We start from the raw sequence: 16,898 nt of genomic DNA, 5'->3' as shown, positions 1-16,898 counted from the left end.
TGCAACGATTGCTGCACGGAACAGCTCCCGTTATCTTGTCTCCTGCACTGGAACCACCACAGCACAAGGACCCGGCCATGCCCAAGCTCGCCAGCATTCATCTCTATCCCATCAAGTCGACGGCAGGCATGCCACTGACCCGCGCCCTGGTCACCGAAGAGGGGCTGCAGGGGGATCGCCGCTACATGGTGGTCAAACCGGACGGCAGCTTCATCACCGCCCGCACCCATCCCCAGTTGCAGCAGGTGGTCGCCACCCCCATCGAGGGCGGTCTGCAGCTGCGCTATCCGGGCCTTGACCCCCTCATCCTGCAAGAGCGGGAGTTTTCCCGCACTCCTAGGGCTACCGGGGTCTGGAGCGACAGCTTCAGCGCCCTGCAGACCCAGCCCCGGGCCGATCAGTGGCTGAGCCAGGTGGCGGGGGAGCCGGTTCAGCTGCTCTGGCTCGGTGAAGAGTCCGCCCGCTTTCGGGAGAAGACCGGCACCCGGGTCAGTTTTGCCGACGGCTATCCGCTGCTGCTGATAAGCCAAGCCTCTTTGGAGGATCTCAACCTGAGATCCGACGCGCTGCACCAGATGAGCCAGTTTCGTACCAACCTGGTGGCGAGCGGCACCCTCCCCTTCGAGGAGGACGGCTGGAAGCGGATCCGCATCGGCGAGGTGGAGTTTCGGGTCGCCAAGCCCTGCAGCCGCTGCATCATGACCACGGTGGAGCCGGGCACGGATCGCTTCAATGCCCTCAAGGAGCCGCTGGCCACCCTCACCCGCTACCGGCGCGGCGAGGATGGCGAGGTCTACTTCGGCCAGAACCTGGTGGCCCTCAACGAGGGCTGGATTGAGGCGGGCAGCGAGATTGAGGTGCTGGAGCGCGCCCGCGCACCCGTCTACCCCAACGCGGCCCCGAAAAAACGGGAGCTGGTGTGCGTGGCTCGCGAGCCGCTGGCGCGGGATCTGGAGACTTTCTGGTTCGAAACGGCCGATGGCGAGCCCCTGCCCGACTACCTGCCGGGCCAGCATCTGCCCATCAGCCTGGACATTGGCCTCGGTCTGCGGCGCGAGCGTCTGCAGCGCCGCTATACCCTGAGCTCCACACCTGAGCGGCCCGAGCGTTACAGCATCAGCGTCAAGAAGGTGGGGGGCGGTCGCATCTCCCACTGGCTGCACCAGCAGTTGCAACCCGGTGACAAGTTGCTGGCCGCAGCGCCGGCCGGTGAGTTTCACTTAGGCTCCGGGCGCTCCCTGCTGCTGCTCTCGGCAGGCTCGGGGGTGACTCCCATGCTCTCCATTGCCCGCACTCTGGCCTTGCGCGGGGAGCTCGGCGATGTGCACTTTATGCACCTGTGCCGCAGCGAGGCGGACATTCCCGCCGCCAGCGAACTGCACGCCCTGGCGCAGCAGGGGATGACCCTCACCCTGATCCTGAGCCAGCCCGATACGCACTGGCAGGGGCTCACAGGGCGACTCGGCGATGAGCACCTCAAACAGGTCAAGCAGCTCGCCGAACGGGAGGTGTTTATCTGCGGCCCTCACGGCTTTATGGCCGATGCGGCCGCCAGACTGGCCGCCCTGGGCGTGCCTGCCGAGCGGATCCGTCAGGAGAGCTTTGGCGGCGCCATCCTCTCGGTGGCCCGCCCCCACCAGGCGGTGCAACTGCGCATCGGCAAGCAGAGTTTTGCCGGCAACAATCAGGGTACCGTGCTGGATCAGGCCCACAAGCAAGGGGTGGATCTGCCCTGGAGCTGCCGCGCCGGCATCTGCGGCAGCTGCAAGCAGACCCTGCTCGCGGGCGAGGTGGATCACCCCGATGCCCCGGCCATCACCGCCGCCGAACGGGCCGAGGGCAAGATCCTCACCTGCTGCGCCGTGCCGCTCACCGACCTTGTCATCAAATAAGGTGATCGAGCAGCGATAACCCCACCGGCCGGGTGCCCGCTCCCGGCCGTTTTCTCCCTGTTTCGGTACGCTCTCCCTCGCCTCCACCTTTTCTCCAACCCCCCGCAACCTTGCCGGGCCCCGCTCCTATACTCACAGCAACAACAACAAAACCCCTCCGACGTAGCGGCCTTTGCCGTCTGACCAAGGGGGTTATCCGGTGAGAATAAGGACGCTCAAACCATGGAACAGAACAGACCCGCCTTTCAGCTCAACCTGCTGCTCTCCGTCGTCACCCTGATCCTGCTGTCGCTGGTATTTTTTGCCTACAGCTGGTCAGGAACGCAACTCGAGCAGAGCTATCAGCAACGCTATCAATCCTATCTGCTGGCCGATGAACTGCGGCAATCCTCCGACGACCTGACCCGCCTCGGCCGCACCTACGTGATCACCAAGGATCCGGCCTACGAACAGCAGTACATGCGGATCCTGGCCATTCGCAACGGGGAGCAGAACCGGCCGCAGGGCTACAACCGCATCTACTGGGACTTCGTCGCCGCCAACGGCCAGAACCCGCGGCCCGACAGCCAGGTGCGCCGTGGCCTCATCGACCTGATGAAGGACACCGGCTTTACCGAGGAGGAGCTGGCCAAGCTCAACGAGGCCAAGAACAACTCGGATGCCCTGGTCAACACCGAGGTGGCCGCCTTCAAGCTGGTGCAGCAGACAGACGGCGATCTGGTCGCCAACCAGCAAAAGGCCATCGCCATGATGCATGACAAGGCCTATCACCAGAACAAGGGACGCATCATGTCCCCCATCGACGACTTCTACGTCCTGATGGAACACCGCACCCAGCAGGCGGTGGACGATGCCGCCAGCCAGTCCGCCATGCTGCGCTACCTGTTCATCGCGCTGGGTCTGGTGTTGATGTTCTTCCTCTGGCGCACCTACAAGGCGCTGCTCGACCTGGTCGGCACCTCGGTCGACCAGCTCAGAAGCGATCTCAACCACCTGGCCGAGGGGGACTTCTCCCAGCCGATCAAGGTGCCGGCCGGTGCCAAGGAGAGTCTGATCGGCCTGCTCGCCACCATGCAGGGTACCCTCAAGGGGATCATCGCCCAGGTCTCCCACTCCAGCGAGGAGCTCTCCGGTTCGGCCGACAGCATCGCCCAGATAGCGGAGCAGACCGCCCAGTTCGCCACCTCCCAGCAGACCAGCACCCAGACCATGGCAGCCGCCATCGAGGAGCTGGTGGTAAGCATCAGCCATCTCTCTGACAACGCCACCCACGCCGACGAGCTGAGCAAGGTCTCCGCCAACACCCTGGCGGAAGGCTCCGGGGTCATCAAGCAGACCCTCGACAGCATCCAGAGCATCTCGGATACCGTCTCCAATGCCGCCAGCAGCATCGCGGATCTCAACAGCCATACCCAGCAGATCTCGGAGATCATCGAGGTGATCCGTGGCATCGCCGATCAGACCAACCTGCTGGCCCTCAACGCCGCCATCGAGGCGGCCCGGGCCGGCGAGCAGGGGCGCGGCTTTGCGGTGGTGGCCGACGAGGTGCGCAACCTCGCCAGCCGCTCGGCCGCCTCCACCCAGCAGATCACCGGCATGATCGGCAAGATCCAGAGCGGGGCGGATGCCTCCATCCGCAGCATGGAGAACACGGTCAACAATGTCTCCCGCGGGGTGAGCCTGGCCAGCCAGACCGGCGAGGCCATCGCCAGCATCCAGAACCACGCCGCCAACCTGACCGGCCTGATGGGGGAGATCAGCCACACCCTGCGCGAGCAGTCCACCGCAGCCAACGAGGTGGTCTCCACCGTCGGCAACATCACCTCCCTCTCCGAGCAGTCGGGGGACGCAGCCCGCCACGTCTCGCAGGAGGCGGCCAAGCTCAAGCAGCTGTCACGGCTGCTGCGCCAGGAGATGGCCCACTTCAAGCTGTAGCTGCGTGCACAAAGCAAAACGGCTGCCCGAGGGCAGCCGTTTTCATTGGTACGGTACGCTTAACCGCGCAGGGCGGCGATGCGCTGCTCGATGGGCGGGTGGCTCATGAACAGCTCGCTCATGGAGCGTTTGCCGTTGATGCCGAACGCCATCATGGAGCCTTCCAGCTGCGGCTCGGCACCGCGGGAGAGGCGCTGAAGGGCGGCGATCATCTTGTCGCGGCCGGCCAGCTTGGCGGCACCGGCGTCGGCGCGGAATTCACGCTGACGGCTGAACCACATCACGATGATGGAGGCCAGCACGCCGAACAGCATCTCCAGCACGAACACGGTGATCATGTAGGCAAAACCGCCGGTGCTGCTGCTCTCTTCGTCGTTGTTGGAGCTGAAGAAGTTGCTGATGACGCCGGCCACGATGCGGGCGAAGAACATCACGAAGGTGTTCACCACCCCCTGGATCAGGGTCAGGGTCACCATGTCGCCGTTGGCCACGTGGCTCACCTCGTGGGCCAGCACGGCTTCCGCCTCGTCACGGCTCATGCTGTAGAGCAGACCGGACGACACGGCGACCAGCGAGTCGTCACGGCGGGCGCCGGTGGCGAAGGCGTTCATCTCGGGGGAGTCGTAGATCCCCACTTCCGGCATCTTGATGCCCGCTTCACGGGCCTGACGGGCCACGGTACTGACCAGCCAGTGCTCGGTCTCGTTACGGGGTTGCTCGATGACCTGGACGCCATAGCTGCGCTTGGCCATCCACTTGGACATCAGCAAGGAGATAAAGGAACCCCCAAAACCGAACACGGCGCAGAACACCAACAGACCGGAAATGCTGGACTTGTTGATCCCCAGAACCGAGAACAGGATATTGAGTACCACCCCCAGCACCAGCATGACGGCCAGGTTGGTCACCAGGAATAGCATAATTCGCTTCATATTGACTCCTTGTGAGATATGGACGCGTGGCCCGTCACCAGTTCGCTGCCGGTCGGGCCACACCTGTCACGCATAATAGACAGTTTCTATGAATGTTCGCTGAATGTCGGATTCAGAGCAGGGGCGAAATGTCGAGTCGCCCGCGCAGATCAGCCTCGAGCGGATTGTTTACAAAGGGTATTTCACCCAAAAACGGGGCCGGCAGCAAGCTCCGCAGGGTGTCCAGGTTTTCCTGATAGTGGCTCATGGAGCCGTGCAGCCGGTTGATGACCCAGCCCGCGACCGGCAGGTTGTTGTTGCGAATGGCGGCGAAGGTGAGCAGGGCATGGTTGAGACAGCCCAGTTTGGCCCCCACCACCATGATCACCGGCATGTTCTCCTGCTTGACCCAGTCCGACAGCAGATGTTTGCGATCCAGCGGCAGGAACCAGCCCCCCGCCCCCTCCACCACCACCAGCTCGGCCCCCGCCTGTTCAATCTGGCGCAGCCCGTCCGACAGCCCCTTCAGGGTAATGGCATCGCGCGCTTCGCTGGCGGCGATATGGGGCGCGATGGGCGGCTCGTAGGCGTAGGGATTGACCAGATCGTAGGGCAGCGGCAGGCTCGCCGCCTCCTGCAGCAGCACGGCATCAAGATTGCGCAGCCCGTCCGGGGTGCGGGCACAGCCGGCTGAGATGGGCTTGTAACCGGCGCAGCGAATACCGTGTGCGGCGAATTCCAGCAACAGGGTGCGGGCGACCAGCGTCTTGCCCACATCGGTATCGGTGCCGGTGACGAAGAAGGATTTAACCATGATGACTCCTCAATACGGGGCCGCTGCCCAGGCTCGCGATGGCGGGCAGCTGCTTCTCAATTCTCTCGGCCCATGAGACCGGTTAACGGCGGATCAGCTGGCCGAGGCACACCTGATAACTGGCGGCCAGCAGGCCGTCCGGTTGGCGATGGGCTTCATAGGCCTGGCTCAGGCGCTGCAGACGCTGGCGACTGCTCAGTCCGGTATGACGCTCGTCATTGACCTGGCTGGCGCCGATCCCCTTGAGATCGCGCAGCAAGCCGTTGAGTTCGGGGTAGCCGAGCGACCAGGTCAGGCTCTCCAGCACCGGGGCGGCAAAACCACCGGCGGCAATGGCATGCTGCAATTGTGGCAGGCTGAGGAAGCGATTGACATGATCACACTCGTCAACCGTGCGCCAGGCCTCACGCAATTGCCAGAGCGACTCGGCCAGCAGGGTGGAGAACAGCAGCCGGCCGCCGGGTTTGAGCACCCGGTGCAGCTCGGCAAAGGCCTGGACCGGGCGCTCGCACCACTGCAGCGCCAGGCTGGAGAAGACCCAGTCAAATGTCTCGTCGGCAAAGGGGAGCTGCTCGGCATCGCCGCACAGCAGACGGGCGCCGCTGCCGCGAAGGGCGGCCTGCGCCAGCATGCCGGGAGCCAGATCCAGCCCGGTCAGCTCGTTGCAACGCCCGGCCAACGCCGGCAGAAAGAAGCCGGTACCGCAGCCCAGATCGAGCCCGCGACCTTCCAGCCCCTCATGCATACCCGCCGCACTCATCCGTACCAGCAGCGCCTGTCCCACCTCCTGCTGGAAGCGGGCGTGGGCGTCGTAGTGACGGGCGGCGGCGCCGAAACGGCGGGCAAGCTGGGCCTTGTCGACCGCCTGAAAACGCTCATGCAGCATGACTGCCCCCTCTCTCGTCGTCCGCCGGGCAGGGGCCGAGGGCATCGAGCAGCCGATCCACATCCTGTTCGCGGTGAGCGGCGCTCAGAGTGATACGCAGCCGCGCCGTACCGACCGGTACCGTGGGCGGGCGGATGGCGCCAGCCCAGATGCCGCGTTCGCGCAGCCGCTCGGCCAGTTGCAGGGCTGCACCGCTCTCCCCTACCAGCAGCGGCTGGATGGGGGTAGCGCTGGCCCCGAGTTGCCAGCCCAGCGCCTGTGCCCCTTGCCGAAAACGGGCGATCAGCTGGCCAAGCTGGGCACGTTCCTCATCGGCGGCGCGCACCAGTTCGATGCTCTGGCGCACCGCGCAGGCCTGGGCAGCCGGCATATGGGTGCTGTAGACATAGTGGCGGGCGAAGTTGACCAGATACGCCACCAGCTCGCGGCTGCCGCCCACAAAGGCGCCAGCCACCCCGAGCGCCTTGCCGAGGGTGCCCATCTGGATGTGCACGCAGGCCGGGTTCACCCCCTGCGCCGCCAAGGTGCCGCGCCCTTGTGGCCCCAATACACCGAGACCGTGGGCATCGTCGATCATCAGCCAGTTGCCGCTTTGGGCTGCCAATGTCGCAAGTTCAGGCCAGGGGGCCTGATCCCCGTCCATGCTGAACACCCCCTCCGAGACGATCAAGCCTCGACTTGGCTCAAGCTGACGCTCAAGGGCCGCCATGTCGTTGTGGCCGAAGCGCTTCATCTTGCAGGGGAGCTGGCTGCCCATCTCCTGCAGGGAGGCGTGGTTGAGTTTGTCCTGCCACAGCAGGTGATCCTTGCCAAGCAGGGCCTTGAGCACCGCCTGATTGGCGGAAAAACCGCAGTTGAAGAGCAGCACCGCCTCCACCCCGAGCCACTCGGCCAGGGTCTCCTCAAGTTCTTGGTGGGCACAGCTGTAACCGGTCACCAGCGGCGAGGCGCCGGCGCCTGCACCATAGCGATCAATCCCCTCCTGGAAGGCAGTCTTGATGGCGGGGTGACCGGCAAGCCCCAGATAGTCGTTGGCGGAAAAGTTGAGGTAATCGCACCCGGCCACCCTGAGCAGTCCGCCACTCGCCCCGTCGGTCGCGATGCGGCTGCGCAGCAGGCCTGCCTGCTCGCGTTCGGAGAGCGCCGCGCTCAACCCAAAGGGGCCCGTTACTGCAGGGCCGTTCATGACCGCGCGGCCCCTGCACGGGGGCGGGTGGCATCATAAAACATCTCGGCGGGCTCGCTCTGGCGACTCACCTCTGCCAGCAGCTCCTCCTCTTGAACCTGATCCGGCTTCTGGGCCCGCTGGGCGGGGCGAATGCCGAGCCGCTTGAACAGCTGCATGTCGCTGTTCTCGTCCGGGTTGGGGGTGGTCAGCAGCTTGCAGCCGTAGAAGATGGAGTTGGCCCCCGCCATAAAGCACATGGCCTGCATCTGCTCGTTCATCTTCTCCCGCCCGGCGGAGAGGCGCACGTGGGAAGCCGGCATCATGATGCGCGCCACGGCGATGGTGCGGATGAATTCGAATGGATCGAGGTTCTCCTGGTTCTCCAGCGGCGTTCCCTTCACCTTGACCAGCATGTTGATGGGCACGCTCTCCGGGTGGCGCGGCAGGTTGGCGAGCGCCATCAAGAGGCCTGCCCGATCTTTTGCCTGCTCGCCCATGCCGACGATACCGCCGGAGCAGACCTTCATGCCGGCGCCGCGCACATGCTCCAGGGTATCGAGCCGATCCTGATAGGTGCGGGTGGTGATGATGTCGCCGTAAAACTCCGGCGAGGTGTCGAGGTTGTGGTTGTAGTAGTCAAGGCCGGCGGCACCGAGGCGCGCCGCCTGATCGGCGGTGAGCATCCCGAGCGTCATGCAGGTCTCCATGCCGAGCCCGCGTACCTCTTCGATCATCCGCAGGATATAGGGCATGTCCTTCTCTTTGGGGTTGCGCCAGGCGGCCCCCATGCAGAAACGGGACGAGCCGTTGGCCTTGGCTTCGCGGGCCCGCTCCAGCACTTTCTCCACCTCCATCAGCCGCTCGGCCTCAAGGCCAGTGTGATAACGGGCGCTCTGGGGGCAGTACTTGCAATCCTCCGGGCAGGCACCGGTCTTGATGGAGAGCAAGGTGCTCACCTGTACTTCGTTCGGGTCGAAATGGGCGCGGTGGACGGTCTGGGCCCGGAACAGCAGATCGTTGAATGGCAGGGCAAACAGGGCCTGAACCTCGGCGAGGGTCCAGTCGTGACGAAGGGCTTGAGCGCCCGCGGTGACAGCATTCATACATGGCTTCCAATTGTTATAAGTGGGATCCTGCGCCGCCAGCTTGCATGGGCAAACACAGAAGCCGCCACCCGGCCTGCACCCAAGTCGGGTTGCACGCAGCCAAGTGGCTGAAATTGTTGGCTAGTGTAGAGAGCGCGCGTAGACTGTCAACACCGACCAGATCAAACCAATTGACAACAGAACACAAAATGACCAATCAAGAATTCGACCTGCACCACGTCTGGCACCCCTATACCTCCCTCACCCATCCCCTGCCCTGCTATGAAGTGGCCAGTGCCAAGGGAGTGACCCTCACCCTCAGCGACGGCCGCGAGCTGGTGGACGGCATGAGCTCCTGGTGGGCTTGCGTGCACGGCTATCAGGTGCCGGAGCTCGATGCGGCCGCCACTGCCCAGCTTGGCAAGATGTCCCACGTGATGTTTGGCGGCCTCACCCACGCCCCCGCCGTCGATCTGTGCCGCAAGCTGGTGGAGATCACCCCGGCTGGGCTGGATCGGGTGTTTCTGGCGGACTCGGGCTCGGTGGCGGTAGAGGTGGCGCTCAAGATGGCGCAGCAGTACTGGCACGCCAAGGGGACGCCCAGGGCCAAATTTGTCGCCCTGCGCGGCGGCTATCACGGCGATACCTTCGGCGCCATGAGCGTCTGCGATCCGGATGGCGGCATGCACGAGCTCTACAAGGGCTTCCTGCCCGAGCACCATTTTGTCGAAGCGCCCAGCTGCCGCTTCCACGCCGAGTGGGACGAGCAGTGCGTGGTGGAGCTCGCCACCCTGGTGGCGGACCATCATGAGGAAATCGCCGCCATCGTGCTCGAGCCTATCGTGCAGGGCGCCGGCGGTATGCGCTTCTACCATCCCCGCTACCTGCAGTGGGTACGCGCCCTGTGCGACGAGTTCGACCTGCTGCTGATTGCCGACGAGATCGCCACCGGCTTTGGCCGTACCGGCCAGCTGTTTGCCTGCGACTGGGCCGGCATCAGCCCCGACATCATGTGTCTAGGCAAGGCGCTCACCGGCGGCTACCTGACGCTGTCGGCCACGCTCACTACCGAGCATGTGGCTCGCACCGTGTGTGACGGGAAGGCGGGTGTCTTCATGCATGGACCGACCTTCATGGGCAACCCCTTGGCCTGCGCCGTGGCCAACGCCTCCATCGATCTGCTGCTGGCCTCGCCGTGGCAGGAACGGGTCCGCGCCATCGAGCATCAGCTGCGAACAGAACTGGTAGAGCTGACCCTGCACCCGGCGGTGGCGGATGTGCGGGTGCTCGGCGCCATCGGGGTGGTGGAGATGAAGGAGCGGGTGGACGTGGCGCGCATCCAGCGCAAGTTCGTCGAACTGGGCGCCTGGATCCGCCCGTTTGGCAAGCTGGTCTATCTGATGCCCCCCTTCGTCATCAGCCCGGCACAATTAACCGTGCTGACCAACGCCATCACCGCCGCCATCCACAGTGGCGAGTTCTGAGTCAGACGTGGCAGGCCCTGCCCGACCAGGCAGGGTCTTTTGACTCTTTTTCATCAGAATGTGAGCGAGACACCAGACCCGGGCGGCCAAGACGCGTAGACTGCGCGGGTTTTACCCAACAGATGTACCGTTCCCATGCGCCTCTCCATTGCTGCCAAAATCAACTTCTTCCTGCTGTTCATCTTCTCCATGGTGCTGGTGTTCTCCGCCGCCTACCAGGCGGTGCGCGAACGCGACCTGATCCTGACCCTCATCAAGGAGCAGAGCCGCGAGCAGACCGAGGCCTACTTCGACGGCCTCAACATGCTGATGCTGACCGGCAAGATGGATGCCCGCGACACCCTGCGCCGCAAGTTTCTCGAGCACGCCCACGTGGAGGATGCCCGCATCGTGCGCAGCGAGGCGGTGAGCAAGCAGTACGGAGCAGGCCACCAGAGCGAGCAGCCCAAAGACAGGTTCGATGAGCTGGCACTGGCCGGCAAGGGCAGCCTGGAGGTGGTGCACGACGGCATGCACAGCAAGCTGGTGGTGACCCGCCCGCTGCTGGCCAAGAAGGATTTTCGCGGCACCGACTGCACCAGTTGCCACCTGGTGCCGGAGAATACCGTGCTGGGGGCGGTGCGCTTTGACTACTCCCTCGACACCCTGTTTACCCGGGTCGAGCAGAACATCCTCACCTCGGCGCTGAGCCTCACCGTCATCTTCGGTCTGGGGCTGCTGCTGACCCTCTGGGTCATCCGCACCTGGATCGTCCGCCCCCTCAACCAGCTGACCCGCTCCATGGAGGAGGCCACCGACCTGCACGACTTCGGCCACCGGCTGGAAGGGGATGAAGGGGACGAGATTGGCCGGGTGGCGCTGGCCTACAACCAGATGCTCGACAGCGTGGAGCGTCAGCTCGGCAAACGGCCCGCCGCGCCGGTGGAGGGGAGCGAGCAGAAGGCGACAGAGAGAAGAAAAGAGGGCTAGCCCAGGTAGTAGAACAGCAGACTGGCGATCAGGATCAGCAGCAAGATGGTCAGGTGCACCCGCCCCGTGTCCTCCTGCCGCCGGCAGCGTCGGCGCTCCGCCAGCAGCACCGCCAGGGTCAGCAGGCAGCAACCCCAGAGCCCGTGCAGCAGCCAGGGGGTGAGCAGGGGATCCCAGCTCTGGCGTACCCTGATCCCGCCATAGACCAGAAAACCGTAGGCCGTCTGCGGTCTGGCGAAGTGGTAGAGGGAGAGCAGGCCGATGAAGCCGCCCCAGCAGAGCATCACCAGCCCCTGCAACACCCGTGTCAGCCGGTCCGGCCCCCGTCGCCGCTCTTTCACGTCCATCCCCCGTCCAACTGGCCCGCCAATCCGCCGATAGGCGCCGAAATCCCCCCCAGAGTCCGACATTTTTGCTTGTTTATCAAACCTGCGCGGGTAAGATTGACGGCTTAGTCTGCCATGATGGGCCAAGATTGCCCGGGCCAGACCCCAAGTGTTGCAAATAGCGCTGCAAGAACAAGCTGGAGACAATATTTCGATGACGCACGCATCCGTAGTAGATGTGCTGACCGGTAAGTATGCGGTCGGCACCACCCAGACAGTGAAAGGGTGGATCCGGACCCGCCGCGATTCCAAGGCGGGGATCTCATTTTTGGCCATCTCCGATGGCTCCTGTTTCCATCCGGTACAGGCAGTCGTCCCCAATACCCTGGCCAATTACGAGAATGAAGTGCTGCGTCTGACCACGGCTTGCTCGGTGGAAGTGACCGGCCTGGTGGTCGAGTCCCAGGGCAGCGGCCAGGCGTTCGAACTGCAGGCCACCGACGTCAAGGTAGTGGGCTGGGTCGAAGATCCGGACACCTACCCCATGTCTGCCAAGCGTCACAGCATCGAATACCTGCGCGAGCAGGGCCACCTGCGCGCTCGCACCAACGTGGTCGGCGCCGTGACCCGGGTACGCAACTGCCTCTCCCAGGCCATCCACCGCTTCTTCCACGAGCAGGGCTATCTGTGGATCGCCGCGCCGCTCATCACCGCCTCCGACACCGAAGGCGCCGGCGAGATGTTCCGCGTCTCCACCCTGGACATGGAAAACCTGCCGCGCACCCCGCAAGGCAAGGTGGACTATGACAAGGACTTCTTCGGCAAAGAGACCTTCCTGACCGTATCCGGCCAGCTCAACGTCGAAACCTACGCCTGTGCGCTGTCCAAGGTCTACACCTTCGGGCCCACCTTCCGCGCCGAAAACTCCAACACCAGCCGCCACCTGGCGGAGTTCTGGATGGTTGAGCCGGAAGTGGCCTTCGCCGATCTGGAAGACAACGCAGCCCTGGCCGAAGCCATGCTGAAGTATGTCTTCAACGCCGTGCTGGCCGAGCGCCGCGACGATCTGGAGTTCTTCGCCCAGCACGTGGACAAGGACGCCATCGGTCGTCTGGAGCGCTTCGTCGCCTCCGACTTCGCCCAGATTGACTACACCGACGCCATCGAAGTGCTGAAAAACTGCGGCAAGAAGTTCGAGTTCCCGGTCTCCTGGGGTATCGACCTCTCCTCCGAGCACGAGCGCTACCTGGCCGAAGAGCACTTCAAGTCCCCGGTGGTGGTGAAGAACTACCCGAAAGACATCAAGGCCTTCTACATGCGCCTCAACGACGACGGCAAGACCGTCGCCGCCATGGACGTACTGGCCCCGGGCATCGGCGAGATCATCGGCGGCTCCCAGCGTGAAGAGCGTCTGGACGTGCTGGATGCCCGTCTGGCCGAAATGGGTCTGAACAAGGAAGACTACTGGTGGTATCGCGACCTGCGCCGCTACGGTACCGTGCCGCACTCCGGCTTCGGTCTGGGCTTCGAGCGCCTGGTGGTTTACGTGACCGGCATGGGCAACGTCCGCGACGTGATCCCCTTCCCGCGCACCCCCCGCACCGCCGAGTTCTGATTACAGGACTTTGCCTTAAAAGCCGACCTCAGGGTCGGCTTTTTGTTGCCCGTCCGGCGGCCGGACGGCCTTGCCAGCACCACAATTAATCACTCTTGCCGCCCTCCGTCATGCCCCCTTGCTGACACACCCGCCCCACGCCAGCCGTTGAGCCCCATACGCTGCCACTTATTGCCCACAAAATAACAAAAACGTTAATACGTGGTTTTTATGACGTTAAATCAAAAAGCGATGAGTTATTGAAGTACCTCAAATTTTTGCCCTTTTTTGGCAGGCACAATAACCACTAACCCTTTAGGGCTAAATAAAAAACAGACAATCCCGGTCCATGAGCCCAACACAGCACAGACATGGATTAAATAACGCGAGGTAATGGAATGATCTTGATGGAATTTTTGGTGGTACTCGGCTGCTTGCTGCTGGGTACCCGGTTTGGGGGCATGGGGCTGGGTCTCATCAGCGGCATCGGTCTGTTCCTGCTGACCTTCGTGTTCGGTCTCACCCCGGGTGAACCGCCGGTGCAGGTGATGCTGACCATACTGGCGGTGATCGGCTGCGCCGCCACCCTGCAGACCGCCGGCGGTCTCAACCTGATGATGCAGGTGGCCGAGCGCCTGCTGCGCCGCCACCCCCAGTACATCACCCTGCTGGCGCCACTCACCACCTGGACCCTCACCTTCCTGTGCGGTACCGGCCACGTGGTCTACACCATGTTCCCCATCATCGCCGACATCGCGCTGCAGAAGAACATCCGCCCGGAACGTCCGATGGCGGTGGCTTCCGTCGCCTCCCAGATGGCGATCTGCGCCTCGCCGGTGTCGGTGGCCGTGGTCTCCATGGTCTCCATCCTGGCGGCCGGTCACGGCATCGGTCAGGCCTACAGCCTGCTCGACATTCTGATGGTAGCCATCCCCTCCTCGCTGACCGGGGTCATAGTCGCGGCCCTCTGGAGCCTGCGTCGCGGCAAGGATCTGGACAAGGACGAAGAGTTCCAGGCCAAGATCAAGGATCCTGAGCAGCGTGCCTTCGTCTACGGCGGCGGTGAGACCCTGCTCAACACCAAGTTCCCGAAAGAGGCCTACTGGTCGACCTGGATCTTCTTCGCCGCCATCGCCGCCGTGGTGGTGCTGGGGGCCGACGCCTCCCTGCGCCCGGTGTTCGAGATGGGTGGCAAGACAGGCCCGCTCTCCATGAACCTGGTGATCCAGATGATGATGCTGATCGCCGGCGCCATCATCCTGATGCGCTGCAAGGTCAAGCCGGGTGACATCTCCAACGGTGCCGTGTTCAAGGCCGGCATGGTGGCGATCTTCTCGGTATTCGGGGTCGCCTGGATGAGCGAAACCTTCTTCCAGGCCCACATGCCGCTGCTGAAAGAAACCCTGGCCCACGTGGTGCAGGCCCAACCCTGGACCTACGCCCTGGTGCTGTTCCTCATCTCCAAGCTGGTGAACAGCCAGGCTGCAGCCCTGACCGCCATCGCCCCCATGGGGCTGGCTCTGGGTGTGGAGCCGAAACTGCTGATCGCCTTCCTGCCGGCGAGCTACGGCTACTTCGTGCTGCCGACCTACCCGAGCGATCTGGCCTGTATCGGCTTCGACCGCTCCGGCACCACCCGCATCGGCAAGTTCATCATCAACCACAGCTTCATCATTCCGGGTCTGATCGGGGTCGCCACCTCCTGTACCCTGGGTTATCTGCTGACCAGCATACTGCTCTAAGCAACAGGCACCATTCAGCCAGTCCAGCAGGCCCCCCCGGGGGCCTGCTGTTTTGTGCCCTGCCCCATCCCGCTTTGCCAACCACCCGCACTCTGGGTAGCATGACCCCTCTTTTCTTTGCGGAATCTCCCCCATGTCTCGCGTCATCGTGCTCTGGAGCGGCGGCAAGGATGCCATGCAGGCCCTCTGCCATGCCCGCGAGGCGGGTCATCAGGTGGTGGCACTGACCACCTTTGCCCCGCCCGAACCCCGCTTTCTGGCCCATCCCCTGTCGCAGGTGCGTCGGCAGGCGGCGACCCTCGGTTTGCCCCATCTGCTGATCACCATCGAAGCGCCGTTCGATCTCGGTTATGAACGGGCGCTGGCACGGCTAAAAGATGAGTGGCGCCTGGATGGGGTGGTCACCGGCGACATCGACAGCGTGGGGGGCGCGCCGAACTGGATCCGCGAGCGCTGCCGCCCGCTCGATCTGGCCGTTCACACCCCGCTCTGGCAGCAACCCCGCGAGGCGCTGCTGGCGGATCTGCTGACCCGCGGCATCGTCGCCCACCTCTCCTGCGTCGACACCCGGGTGCTGGCCCCCGAGTGGGTGGGACGCACGCTCGATGCGACCACCCTGGCCGAGTTGCAGCAGCTGGCGGCAAGCCAGGGCTTCGATGCCTGCGGCGAGCAGGGGGAGTACCACACCATGGTGACCGACGGTCCGGGCTTTGCGGCGCCGCTGGTGCTCGGTCACTGGCAGGTTGCCCATCAGGAACAGCTTGCCTATCTGCTGGAGGATGAGGGGTAGCGACGCAGCACCGTTCGATGTCTCTGCACCGGCACGGCTGATAAAAAACGGGAGGCGATGGCCTCCCGTTTTGCTTGTCCTTAACGCCGACCTATTTGGCCAGCTTGCCCAGCACCCGCTGCAGCAGGCGGATGCGTGGCGCTATGCTGCCCAGCAGCAGGAATTCCGCCTCCGAGTGGAAACCGCCGCCCATGGGGCCGAAGCCATCCAGCGACGGCACTCCCGCGGCGGCGGTAAAGTTGGCATCCGAGCCGCCACCGGCCTCCAGCCAGTTGAAGGTGATCCCCTCCTCTTTCGCTGCCCCCTCCACCAGTGCCATCAATGCCTCGGTGTCGCCACTCGGGCGCATCGCCGGCTTGAAGCTCTGGCGATCCACCTCGACCCGGCAACCGGCGAGGAAGGGGTTGTTGGCCATGAAGGTGAGTCGCTCGTGCACCGCTGCCGCTTCGTCATTGCTCCAGAAGCGCAAGTCGACGATCGCCTCGGCAAAATCCGGAACCACGTTGACGCCGGTCCCCCCCTGCACTACCCCCACGTTCATGGTGGTACCGGTATCGAGGTTGACCTGCTCGTTGATGGCGAGCACCCAGTGGGCCAGCTCCGTGATGGCTGAAACCCCTTCGGTGAGGGCCGAGCCGGCGTGGGAGGCCTTGCCGTGGAAGGTGATGCGGTACTTGGCATTGCCCTTGCGAGCGCTGATGAGATCGCCGTTGGGGCGCGCCGCCTCGGCCACCAGCACACAACCGCTCTGTTTGGCCTTCTCCACCAGCCAATCTTTGGACCAGGGGGAGCCAATCTCCTCGTCGCAGTTGCAGCAGACCAGCACCTTGAGCTTGGCCAGCACGGCCGGGTCCATCTCTTTGAGGGCATACCAGGTGGAGAGCAGACCGCTCTTCATGTCCGACACACCGGGGCCAAAGGCCTGATTGCCTTCGATTTTCAATGGGCGCTTGGCGGCTGTTCCCTCCGGGAAGACGGTGTCCATGTGGCCCACCAGCATCACGTCGTAGTGGCTGGCGCCGGGGACATTGGTTGCCTCGAGGCAGGGGCCGCACTCGGCGGCAAACTGGTGGCGGGTCACCTGCCAGCCGATGGCCTCATATTTCTCGGTCATGATGTCGGCCACTTTGGCCACCCCGGCCGGGGTGCGGGTGCCGCAATCGAGATTGATGAGCGGGGCCAGATCCGCCAGGTAGGCGTCCAGAGAAAAAGCGTTGCGAGATTCTGTCATTGTCATCTCCTGGGACGGAAGGACACACCTCCCTCCCGACGGCCGAATGAAAGGGGCAGACAGCTCGTGCC

The 16,898-nt window shown here is 64.0% G+C and carries 14 protein-coding genes; 7 read left to right on the top strand and 7 right to left on the bottom strand.

Annotation, left to right across the window (positions count from 1 at the left end; translation table 11 throughout):
• Positions 1-77: 77 nt before the first annotated feature.
• Together OKC29_RS06610 and OKC29_RS06605 are read left to right on the top strand one after the other, a co-directional pair.
• Entirely contained in the window at positions 78-1,892 is a 1,815-nt protein-coding gene (locus OKC29_RS06610) for an MOSC N-terminal beta barrel domain-containing protein (protein WP_162275648.1), read from the top strand.
• Between the two features lie 222 nt (positions 1,893-2,114).
• The gene (locus OKC29_RS06605) at positions 2,115-3,827 is read left to right on the top strand and encodes a methyl-accepting chemotaxis protein (RefSeq protein WP_073349583.1); all 1,713 of its coding nucleotides are present in this window, start codon (positions 2,115-2,117) and stop codon (positions 3,825-3,827) included.
• 59 nt (positions 3,828-3,886) lie between these two features.
• On the opposite strand, the gene htpX is transcribed toward OKC29_RS06605, so the two are convergent.
• From htpX to bioB, 5 genes are all read right to left on the bottom strand, one after another.
• On the bottom strand, positions 3,887-4,759 hold the full coding sequence (gene htpX, locus OKC29_RS06600; RefSeq protein ID WP_011705391.1) for a protease HtpX: 873 nt from the start codon (positions 4,757-4,759) through the stop codon (positions 3,887-3,889).
• A 112-nt stretch (positions 4,760-4,871) separates the two neighbouring features.
• Entirely contained in the window at positions 4,872-5,552 is a 681-nt protein-coding gene (gene bioD, locus OKC29_RS06595; protein ID WP_073349582.1) for a dethiobiotin synthase, read from the bottom strand.
• Positions 5,553-5,634: 82 nt separating this feature from the next.
• The gene (gene bioC, locus OKC29_RS06590; RefSeq protein WP_073349581.1) at positions 5,635-6,438 is read right to left on the bottom strand and encodes a malonyl-ACP O-methyltransferase BioC; all 804 of its coding nucleotides are present in this window, start codon (positions 6,436-6,438) and stop codon (positions 5,635-5,637) included.
• Positions 6,428-7,624 (bottom strand): 8-amino-7-oxononanoate synthase, encoded by a 1,197-nt coding sequence (bioF, locus tag OKC29_RS06585; RefSeq protein ID WP_073349580.1) that lies wholly within the window; start codon positions 7,622-7,624, stop codon positions 6,428-6,430. Before bioF ends, bioC begins: the two co-directional genes overlap by 11 nt.
• Positions 7,621-8,709 (bottom strand): biotin synthase BioB, encoded by a 1,089-nt coding sequence (gene bioB / locus OKC29_RS06580; RefSeq protein ID WP_045790256.1) that lies wholly within the window; start codon positions 8,707-8,709, stop codon positions 7,621-7,623. Before bioB ends, bioF begins: the two co-directional genes overlap by 4 nt.
• Before the next feature lie 191 nt (positions 8,710-8,900).
• On the opposite strand from bioB, the gene bioA reads away from it, so the two are divergent.
• Both bioA and OKC29_RS06570 read left to right on the top strand, forming a co-directional pair.
• Complete coding sequence (gene bioA / locus OKC29_RS06575) at positions 8,901-10,175, top strand: adenosylmethionine--8-amino-7-oxononanoate transaminase (RefSeq protein ID WP_162275647.1); 1,275 nt, start codon at positions 8,901-8,903, stop codon at positions 10,173-10,175.
• A 135-nt stretch (positions 10,176-10,310) separates the two neighbouring features.
• Positions 10,311-11,144 carry a HAMP domain-containing protein gene (locus OKC29_RS06570; RefSeq protein WP_073349577.1) on the top strand — a complete coding sequence of 278 codons (834 nt, stop codon included), beginning with the start codon at positions 10,311-10,313 and terminating at the stop codon, positions 11,142-11,144.
• On the opposite strand, the gene OKC29_RS06565 is transcribed toward OKC29_RS06570, so the two are convergent.
• Positions 11,141-11,491, bottom strand: a complete 351-nt coding sequence (locus tag OKC29_RS06565; protein WP_043124166.1) for a hypothetical protein — start codon at positions 11,489-11,491, stop codon at positions 11,141-11,143. The genes OKC29_RS06570 and OKC29_RS06565 overlap by 4 nt on opposite strands.
• Before the next feature lie 193 nt (positions 11,492-11,684).
• On the opposite strand from OKC29_RS06565, the gene asnS reads away from it, so the two are divergent.
• The 3 genes from asnS (at position 11,685) to OKC29_RS06550 (ending at position 15,596) form a co-directional block, all read left to right on the top strand.
• Positions 11,685-13,085 (top strand): asparagine--tRNA ligase, encoded by a 1,401-nt coding sequence (asnS, locus tag OKC29_RS06560; protein ID WP_073349576.1) that lies wholly within the window; start codon positions 11,685-11,687, stop codon positions 13,083-13,085.
• Positions 13,086-13,462: 377 nt separating this feature from the next.
• Positions 13,463-14,806 carry an anaerobic C4-dicarboxylate transporter gene (locus OKC29_RS06555; RefSeq protein ID WP_017410023.1) on the top strand — a complete coding sequence of 448 codons (1,344 nt, stop codon included), beginning with the start codon at positions 13,463-13,465 and terminating at the stop codon, positions 14,804-14,806.
• 133 nt (positions 14,807-14,939) lie between these two features.
• Positions 14,940-15,596: a hypothetical protein gene (locus OKC29_RS06550; RefSeq protein WP_073349574.1), complete on the top strand. Its 657-nt coding sequence runs from the start codon at positions 14,940-14,942 to the stop codon at positions 15,594-15,596.
• A gap of 91 nt (positions 15,597-15,687) precedes the next feature.
• Here OKC29_RS06550 and OKC29_RS06545 read toward each other — a convergent pair whose 3' ends face one another.
• Positions 15,688-16,827 carry a M20 family metallopeptidase gene (locus OKC29_RS06545; RefSeq protein ID WP_073349572.1) on the bottom strand — a complete coding sequence of 380 codons (1,140 nt, stop codon included), beginning with the start codon at positions 16,825-16,827 and terminating at the stop codon, positions 15,688-15,690.
• Between the last annotated feature and the right edge of the window lie 71 nt (positions 16,828-16,898).

The organism is Aeromonas sp. QDB34 (genome assembly GCF_027705405.1).
GTDB classification, from domain to species: domain Bacteria; phylum Pseudomonadota; class Gammaproteobacteria; order Enterobacterales; family Aeromonadaceae; genus Aeromonas; species Aeromonas hydrophila.
The sequence above is the reverse complement of the archived record's forward strand: the minus strand, read 5'-3'. Positions and strand labels throughout refer to the sequence as shown.

Bases quoted from the DNA above. Each gene is read 5' to 3' on its own strand.
- OKC29_RS06570 (WP_073349577.1), top strand. From the start codon at position 10,311: ATGCGCCTCTCCATTGCTGCCAAAATCAACTTCTTCCTGCTGTTCATC.
- OKC29_RS06565 (WP_043124166.1), bottom strand. From the start codon at position 11,491: ATGGACGTGAAAGAGCGGCGACGGGGGCCGGACCGGCTGACACGGGTG.
- bioA (WP_162275647.1), top strand. From the start codon at position 8,901: ATGACCAATCAAGAATTCGACCTGCACCACGTCTGGCACCCCTATACC.
- bioF (WP_073349580.1), bottom strand. From the start codon at position 7,624: ATGAACGGCCCTGCAGTAACGGGCCCCTTTGGGTTGAGCGCGGCGCTC.
- OKC29_RS06550 (WP_073349574.1), top strand. From the start codon at position 14,940: ATGTCTCGCGTCATCGTGCTCTGGAGCGGCGGCAAGGATGCCATGCAG.
- OKC29_RS06610 (WP_162275648.1), top strand. From the start codon at position 78: ATGCCCAAGCTCGCCAGCATTCATCTCTATCCCATCAAGTCGACGGCA.
- htpX (WP_011705391.1), bottom strand. From the start codon at position 4,759: ATGAAGCGAATTATGCTATTCCTGGTGACCAACCTGGCCGTCATGCTG.
- OKC29_RS06605 (WP_073349583.1), top strand. From the start codon at position 2,115: ATGGAACAGAACAGACCCGCCTTTCAGCTCAACCTGCTGCTCTCCGTC.
- bioD (WP_073349582.1), bottom strand. From the start codon at position 5,552: ATGGTTAAATCCTTCTTCGTCACCGGCACCGATACCGATGTGGGCAAG.
- bioC (WP_073349581.1), bottom strand. From the start codon at position 6,438: ATGCTGCATGAGCGTTTTCAGGCGGTCGACAAGGCCCAGCTTGCCCGC.
- bioB (WP_045790256.1), bottom strand. From the start codon at position 8,709: ATGAATGCTGTCACCGCGGGCGCTCAAGCCCTTCGTCACGACTGGACC.
- OKC29_RS06545 (WP_073349572.1), bottom strand. From the start codon at position 16,827: ATGACAGAATCTCGCAACGCTTTTTCTCTGGACGCCTACCTGGCGGAT.
- asnS (WP_073349576.1), top strand. From the start codon at position 11,685: ATGACGCACGCATCCGTAGTAGATGTGCTGACCGGTAAGTATGCGGTC.
- OKC29_RS06555 (WP_017410023.1), top strand. From the start codon at position 13,463: ATGATCTTGATGGAATTTTTGGTGGTACTCGGCTGCTTGCTGCTGGGT.